Origin of the sequence: Moorena bouillonii PNG (assembly GCF_001942495.1) — a bacterium.
Taxonomy (GTDB): Bacteria; Cyanobacteriota; Cyanobacteriia; order Cyanobacteriales; family Coleofasciculaceae; genus Moorena; species Moorena bouillonii.
Genome location: NZ_MKZS01000001.1, coordinates 2632720 through 2639413 on the forward strand (window position 1 = coordinate 2632720; position 6694 = coordinate 2639413).

General features: G+C 39.6%; 6 protein-coding genes and 2 pseudogenes. 2 read left to right on the top strand and 6 right to left on the bottom strand.

The genetic code is table 11. The annotated features are described in order from the left end of the window. Nucleotides 1-96 precede the first annotated feature (96 nt). The 5 genes and pseudogenes from BJP37_RS42380 to BJP37_RS36190 all read right to left on the bottom strand — a co-directional run. Nucleotides 97-579 (bottom strand): annotated as a pseudogene (locus BJP37_RS42380) (helix-turn-helix domain-containing protein); the annotation flags it as partial. Between the two features lie 323 nt (nt 580-902). Continuing rightward, on the bottom strand, nt 903-2024 hold the full coding sequence (locus BJP37_RS10795) for an acyl-CoA dehydrogenase family protein (protein ID WP_075898734.1): 1122 nt from the start codon (nt 2022-2024) through the stop codon (nt 903-905). A 95-nt stretch (nt 2025-2119) separates the two neighbouring features. Next, nucleotides 2120-2302, bottom strand: coding sequence for a hypothetical protein (locus BJP37_RS38920; protein ID WP_330359494.1), 183 nt, complete (start codon nt 2300-2302; stop codon nt 2120-2122). A gap of 139 nt (nt 2303-2441) precedes the next feature. Further along, entirely contained in the window at nt 2442-4430 is a 1989-nt protein-coding gene (locus BJP37_RS10800; RefSeq protein WP_075898736.1) for an NAD(P)-binding domain-containing protein, read from the bottom strand. A 74-nt stretch (nt 4431-4504) separates the two neighbouring features. Next, nucleotides 4505-4752, bottom strand: a pseudogene (locus tag BJP37_RS36190) (IS66 family transposase); the annotation flags it as partial. Nucleotides 4753-5379: 627 nt separating this feature from the next. On the opposite strand from BJP37_RS36190, the gene BJP37_RS10805 reads away from it, so the two are divergent. Continuing rightward, nucleotides 5380-5886: a pentapeptide repeat-containing protein gene (locus BJP37_RS10805; RefSeq protein ID WP_075898738.1), complete on the top strand. Its 507-nt coding sequence runs from the start codon at nt 5380-5382 to the stop codon at nt 5884-5886. A 53-nt stretch (nt 5887-5939) separates the two neighbouring features. Beyond that, complete coding sequence (locus tag BJP37_RS38925; RefSeq protein ID WP_158069522.1) at nt 5940-6089, top strand: hypothetical protein; 150 nt, start codon at nt 5940-5942, stop codon at nt 6087-6089. A gap of 148 nt (nt 6090-6237) precedes the next feature. Here the strand turns inward: BJP37_RS38925 and BJP37_RS10810 are convergent, their stop codons facing one another. Further along, a complete protein-coding gene (locus BJP37_RS10810; protein ID WP_075898740.1) occupies nt 6238-6585 on the bottom strand; it encodes a transposase in 348 nt (115 codons plus the stop codon). Nucleotides 6586-6694 lie beyond the last annotated feature (109 nt).

Sequence of the window (6694 nt, forward strand, 5' to 3'; positions counted from 1 at the left end):
GACCGCGCTGCCTCCCCAAGACCGCACTGCCTCCCCAAGACCGCGCTGCATCGCTGCTAAATTTACTCCCGATTCATCTATTAAAATCAAATATTATGCCGGGATATCTCGGATATCTGACCAAAACTTTAGTCGTTTTATTTGGACTATTTCTGACTCTTTTTCCGCTGCATATAATGTTTTTTTTTAAGTATAATCGAGTTGTTTGATTAGTCTTGCCATCGTGGCTCGACTTACGCGAATTTGGATCTTTATTTCTAGTAAATCACAAAGTTCAACTAACGTAGCATCATTATTTGTTTCAATTATTTCTCCCAAATCTATTAATTGCTCGACCCTAAGTTTGCGTGGCGGACTTACCCCTTGACGTTGCTGTGCGACCCCGGTCGGGAAACCCGACCTAGGGAATGCGCACCAAGAGAGGGGTTTAATATCTCCGGTTTCTCGATGTTGTTTTAGTAATTTTTGAATAAAGCTTTTGGCTACACCAAAACGTTGAGCTAAGTTTCGGATTGATAAATTTTATTTTTTATGGATTTCTAGAATTTTTTGCCGAAAGTCAAGAGAGTAAGGTTTCATCCGAAATTTGTATCACTAACTATCTAATCTATTTATTAGTGTACCTCATAGCTATGAGAAACGCTATAGCACTAAGAGGATATCTGAAAAGTTTTTTTATACTGAATTTTGCCCCCCTAGCCCCCCAACTTTGGGGGGAATAAGAGTCAATTTGCTTCTAAAAGTCCCCCAAAATTGGGGGATTTAGGGGGCTTGGATGTAGCAAATGAGACTTCTCAGACAACCTCTAAGATGGCAGATTAGGAAAGATTAGGACGTATAGATTTTCTTTGTGTTCTTTGTGGCTTTGTAGTGAGTTCTCCTCGTGTCCTAACACCTAATACCTAATTCACCAACTGAGCAAGAGTTGCTTCCATAACAGCCCTTGTTTGACCTAAGACTGTGAACACCAATGCCTCACGATATACTCGCTGTGCGCCATGATGTCGGTAATTAGCGGCACCACTAGAAACAGTAACTGCTGCTGCAGTACAACGTTGCGCTAAATTAATTGCCCAAGCGCGGAGTTGTAGCCGTTCTTCGCAAGACTGAGAATCAGGTGTTAGTGCCGCCATCATTGCTGATTGACAACGTTTGAGTTCTTCGTTGAAGGCATCAAATGCTTGCTTGATGAAGGGAAGTTGTTTAGTCTGGTAAACAGCCTCTATGATATCGAGACCTGCTCTAGTATTGCCCAAGCAGTCAAACCCGTGATTCAGAACATTCTTTCGATCGTTCTCATGAATTGCACCAGTGGGTTTAATGAAGACAACACGCTCTTCAGGTAAGAACCAATGAGTAAGCTCTGCCGTAACGGTATTGGTTGAGGACATTGCCCCTAATTCCATTGGCTTACTAAAAGTAATTGCTCCCCCAGTCTCTTGCATGGTTTCAATAAACGGCAACATACCATAAACTGCCCGACCATCGGGAAGTGTTGCACCCAAAATAAAATCTTGAAAGAAACCAAAACCCGTTACCCAAGGTACTTTTCCTTCTATCTGATACCCACCTGCTACAGGAATAGCTTTAACCATTGACTTGCCTTGGCGTCGCAGATGGGAAAAGCCAATGCCAAGCAACACCTGTCCTTGGCTCATATAAGGCAGATATTGCCACTTTAAAGATTCATTGTCAGTGTTGGTGAGGAATTCTCCTGCACTTTGGTGTTGGGTGTGCAGAAATGCCAACGCACCAGAGTAACGGGGAATGAGCTGCTGGAAGTGGCGAAAGGTTAGCTCACTAACTCCAGTACCTCCCCAAACCTTAGGAATCTGCAGTGCCAATAAAGAGCGAGCACCCATTCCCTGAAGTGCCGCTCTTAATACTTCTGGATTATCATCAATTTCTGACGCTACTGGTGCAACAAACTCCCGGAGATAAGACTCAGCAATTTCTAACAGCGCTTGTTGCTCATCTCGATTACTCTCTGTGTTCTCTGTGACTCTGTGGTGAGTTCTACTCATGTCCTAACGTATTCCCATAGTGGTTAAAAACACCGAACTCGGGATGCTTTAGGAGCATCCCGAAGGGTATGCACATCCTACAATCAGTAAATCACCTAAGTAGTAGAAGTGTTAATCAATGCCTGCTGTAGGCGGATTTTGTCCCTACCGTGCTGATGGAAAATCACCCAAGATTCAATGAGATCGGGACCGTGAACATCTCCAGTGAGTGCAGCACGGAGCGATCGCACGAGGGATCCTTTTTTCACTTTCTGCTCTTTAGTGACCTTTTTAATAATCTGCCCAGCCTAATCTGCACTCAGCTGTGACAGATCACTAATAGCATGAAGGATGGCTTGCAGTACCTGTGAAGCACCTTCAGCTTGTAGGCGTTGAGCTGCTTCTTCACTAAATTCGACTCACTCAGTCAAGAACATCCTACTCATATCTACTGCTTCTGGCAAGCGAGTCAGACTCAGCCCAATCAAGTATCCTCTTAAATGTGCCATCTGAATAAACCATTACTTCAGAAGGTAACTCTTTTCCTGGGAAACCTGAAGCCATTACTATTCCATAAGCCCCTGTATTTCTAATTGCCAGGATATCTCCTTCTTGTACTTGAGGTAGTTTTCTCTCTTTGCCTAAAAAGTCTGATTGCAATACAGTATTGCCTCTTATGTCATAAGTTTCTGTCTCTCCTGTTTTACCAACAGCCTCAATTTCGTGGTATGCTCCATATATTCTTGGTCTTGGAAATTCTCCGAACCCTGCATTGATTGATATCTGCTTTTTACCAGTCAATTGTTTAACATTTGTTACTTTGGCATAAAGTGTTCCTGCCGTTGCTACAACCGATCTACCAGGCTCTATTTTTAATTTTACATCCCTTCCAAGATGGTCTGATAATTCTTTTGTTAATCTTGAATAGTATTCTCCTATTCCAGCAAAATCAAATTTTGATTCAGTTTTTCTTCCAGGTACGCCAAAACCACTTCCAAAATTTACATATTCTAAATCTGGAAATTGCTTTGCACATTCCATCAAATAATTTGAAGAGTGTATTAAAGGTTCTGAATCTAAAATATTAGATGCGAGATATCCGTGTATTTCATTGATTCTACATCCATAATCTTGAGCAATTTGTTTTACTCTTGAAAAATAGTCTTGAGGTATACCTACATCTGAATCTTTTGGGGAATTAGTATAACCTTCAGGAAGTTCGATATCTTCTTTCATTTTAATTCTAATTCCAAAATTACCCCCTGCATTCAATTTACAATATTTCTCAACCTCTTCAACTGAATCCAAATTTACTTGCACTCCTTCTTGAACTAATCTCTCTAAACTTTCACTATCCAAACCAGTTGAAGTAAAAGAAATATCCCCATTACTGAATCCCACTTTCTTAACTAAATCAAGTTCGTGTATAGAATTTATTTGAACAAAGCCTCCTAATTGTCTGATTTTCCTTAATACCTCGCTATTACTATTACACATAACGGCATAATGTACCTGTTTATTTTCATAAGGTATTGAATCTATGATTAGTTCAAAGTTTCTTTTAATCTCATTTTCTTCATAAACATAAAGAGGTGTTCCATTCTCATTAATTATATCTAAAATATTTTGATTATTCAATTCATATTTACCACTCCATTCTAATTTGACTGATTTCATTCTTCCAAGTAATTCATCTGATAATCTCTCAATTGGGAAATTTTCAGAAACAAAATTAACTCCGACTCTACTTATTCCTCCTTTTGTACAAACATCATCTATTACTCTAAATCCAAATTCTTTTAACAAATCAGCAGTCTGATATAATGCATCAAAAATTATTTCTCTACCTTTCTCTTCATTTATTCCTTTTTTTGTAATTGATGTCAGATATCCTCTGATAAATTCAGAGATTATTGCAGGAGAACAACTTGCCAGATGCGTATATTCATCAAGATGTTCTTCAGGGACACAATAGACATTAGCAATTTGTGACAAATCTAAATAAACTCTTTCTGATTCTTGAGATTTATCTGCTACAAAAAGAATTGTGCCTTTTCTTTTGTTTGTTATACTTGGGATTATTCTAACTAATTTTATTTTGCCTAAATTTTCATAGTAATAATTTCTTTCTATAGATGCGACAGAAGTTACCAGAGTTTTTTCATTCAACTTTCCGTTTAAGTCTTGATATACATCAGGCAAATCCTGTGGTTTCACACACAGGTAAATATAATCAGAATTAGAAATAACTTCTTGATTTGTCCCTTTATTTATTCCTGTATATATGACTATTCTTTTTAATCTTTCAGTACTTCTATTTGATGCATAGATTTGATCGGGATCGGCTACTCCGCTATCTACAAATCTATTAATTAGCATTTCACCAATTATTCCTGTTCCTATAAATCCATAATTTATCTTTTTCATTATTTGTTATTGTCTAGTAGTCAACAGAATAAGTATAACTCAGATCTTGCACCTGATTTTGAAAACGTAAGAATTCAGGTCATCGGAATCAGGGAAGGATAAGAAACCGTTGGGGAAACGGTAGCCTCAAGAGCTTGTCGGAAAAACTCCATAGCCGAAGGATCCTGGACACGGTAGGTTTGGATGACACTGAGTAAATCGGCTGTTTCCCGAAACCGTTCTATGGAACGGGAACCGCCACAGACCTTACGTTTGGTCACTGCTGGACGCAATGCTCTTTCCGCTCGATTACTCGATTATTATCGGGTGGAACTTCTGGGTGGCCCTTGGAAATACCGGTCTTCAGTATTTAGTATGCTATTTTAACGTAAACCTTAAATAAAATCAAAAAAAATTTATCAAAGTATAGCCCGAAATGCCAGGGTAAACGCATCTTGTTGGGTAAGCGGGGGTAGTTCTCAATAAACCTGGCCTTATTGTGCTTATTGACAATGGCTTTTCAACATATAGTGTTTATTTAATTTTAAAAACACTATATATAGGATAAAAAAATTAGATGCGTTTACCCTGCCCGAAATGCCGCTTTAGTTGACTTCTAAGGATGAGCTATTGTTCACTAGAACTATCAGGGAAGTAATTTGAGGATATATAGCGTTGGGAGCATGTCAAATTCGCAGAACAAATGTACTAAAATAACTGATAACTGCTACTGAAGCCCCGAAAACACTTTAGTTCAAGCGTTTGTAGTTCAAGTTTTCTTACAAAATTGACCTGCTCCCTATATAGCGTTTCTTATAGATTTTTTACCTATTCCCTCTTCCATCTTACCTGCTTCCTGCTCCCTGCTCCCTGCTCCCTAAAGCCGAGAATTTTGTACCTCATGACTATGATAAGTGCTATAGTTACCCTTGTCAGCAAATTTTAATCACAAGGAGGATTAGAGCAATTCATGAAGTACGGTAAGTACTTTCTACACCTGGCAGCCTTTCTACTAGCACTAACTATATTAGTCTTGCCTCTGCCAGCCCAAGCCCAAAGCGCTGCCACCATTAACGCTGACTATGAAAACAAGGATCTAACCGCTCAAGATTTCTCCGATAAAGACCTTAGTTACAAGGTTTTTAGCAATGTCAATTTACAGTCAGCCAACTTGAGCAACTTTAAGTTTATAGGTGCCAACATTACCAAAGTTGATTTCACGAATGCTAATCTACATGGAGCCAATTTTAGCGATGCATTCATTAATGTATGTAGCTTTAAGGGAGCAGATTTAACCGATGCAGTGTTTGAATATGCAATGATATTGAAATCTAAATTTGATGGTGCAGATATTACTGGCGCTGACTTCACCTTTGCAATTTTGGATTATAACCAAGACCGGGAGCTATGCGAAAATGCTTCTGGTACTAATACTATAACTGGTGTTGATACTCGCGATTCTTTATTCTGTTATTGAAATTAATCTAAGTATTCAGCGGTCAGCTGTCAGCTGTCAGCCGTCAGTGGTCAGTGGTCAGTGGTCAGCCGTTGGCCTTTGCCTGTTCCCGTAGCGTGGGCGTAGCGCATAAGTTAAAAGTAAGCATTCAGCGTGTCGCGTATCAGCTATCAGCCAATGGCCAAGGCCAAAGGCCACGCTACGCGAATGGCCACGCTACTTGAGGAGCAAACCGTTTTGAATAAAAGAGGTAAGGATTTGTTTAATCTCTTTTACGTTAGAGGCTAGAAGCCTGTGCCACAAAGCTGACGGCTGACCACTGACGGCTGAATGCTTACAGTTAAAAGCTGTTCCCGTAGCGTGGGCGTAGCGCTAATCGCTGATAGTTGATAGCTGAATGCTTACCATAAAAATCCTGCTACTACCTGATTTCAAGGATGAAATCAAGTCAGATAAGTTATTGTTGGAAGAAAAATTTACTATCAATTGAACATGATATGCTTCACCCTTGAATGCCTCTAGCTTCCATTTATGTATTGTCACTCTATCTGCCTGTTTTATTATAGCGTTTCTAGGACTCATGAGGTACACATTATTTTTTACCTCTTCCCACTTCCGACTTCCCTGCTCCCTGCTCCCTGCTCCCTGCTCCCTGCTCCCTGCTCCCTGCTTCCTGCTCCCTGCTCCCTGCTCCCTAAAAACCAGAAATTTGTACCTCACAAGTCGTAGAATTGCTATATCCAAAACTCAGGTCACATTAAGTTTCAAAAGATAATTGATCACCAAAGACTTGTTGCCAATCAGTGTTAAATTGTTCAACTGCCAAAGG